At 68.1% G+C, this 634-nt stretch carries 2 protein-coding genes; both read left to right on the top strand.

Going from position 1 to position 634, the window contains the following annotated elements:
* A partial coding sequence (locus EOA33_RS37765; RefSeq protein ID WP_127407847.1) for an SDR family oxidoreductase occupies window positions 1-373 on the top strand: 373 nt, incomplete at its 5' end.
* 24 nt (window positions 374-397) lie between these two features.
* The coding region (locus tag EOA33_RS37760) for an alcohol dehydrogenase catalytic domain-containing protein (RefSeq protein ID WP_148670648.1) at window positions 398-634 on the top strand (237 nt) is incomplete at its 3' end.

Genomic DNA, 634 nt, shown 5'->3' with positions numbered 1-634 from the left:
GATCAGCAACATGGCGAGCCAGGCCGGCCGCCGCGGCGAGGCGCTGGTGACGCTCTATTGCGCCTCCAAGGCGGCGATCATCTCGGCCACGCAGTCGGCAGCACTGGCGCTGGTCAAGCACGGCATCAACGTCAACGCGATCGCGCCCGGTGTCGTCGACGGCGAGCATTGGGACGTCGTCGACGCCCATTTCGCCCGCTGGGAGGGCCTGAAGCCGGGCGAGAAGAAGGCGGCGGTGGCGAAGTCCGTGCCGATAGGCCGCTTCGCGACCCCAGGGGACATTGCCGGGCTCGCCGTCTTCCTCGCCTCGTCCGACAGTGATTACATCCTCGCCCAGACCTACAATGTCGACGGCGGCAACTGGATGAGCTGAGGCGTTGCCCGCACGGAGAATGACATGAAAGCCATCCGATTTGCCGCCGCGGGCGTTGCCGGCATGGCGGAGCTGGACATGCCGGAGATCGCACCGGGGCACGCTCTGGTCAGGGTCCGCGCCGCCGGGCTCTGCCACACCGACATCGAGGTCCTGCAAGGCCGCTATGGCGAAGGCGCGTTCCCGCTGGTTCCCGGCCATGAATATGCCGGCACGGTCGAGGCTGTCGCTGCCGACGTGACGGCCGTGAAGCCCGGCGAC

The sequence above is a fragment of the Mesorhizobium sp. M4A.F.Ca.ET.050.02.1.1 genome (assembly GCF_003997725.1).
In the GTDB taxonomy this organism is placed as follows: domain Bacteria; phylum Pseudomonadota; class Alphaproteobacteria; order Rhizobiales; family Rhizobiaceae; genus Mesorhizobium.
This window is presented reverse-complemented; position numbering and strand designations above follow the sequence as displayed.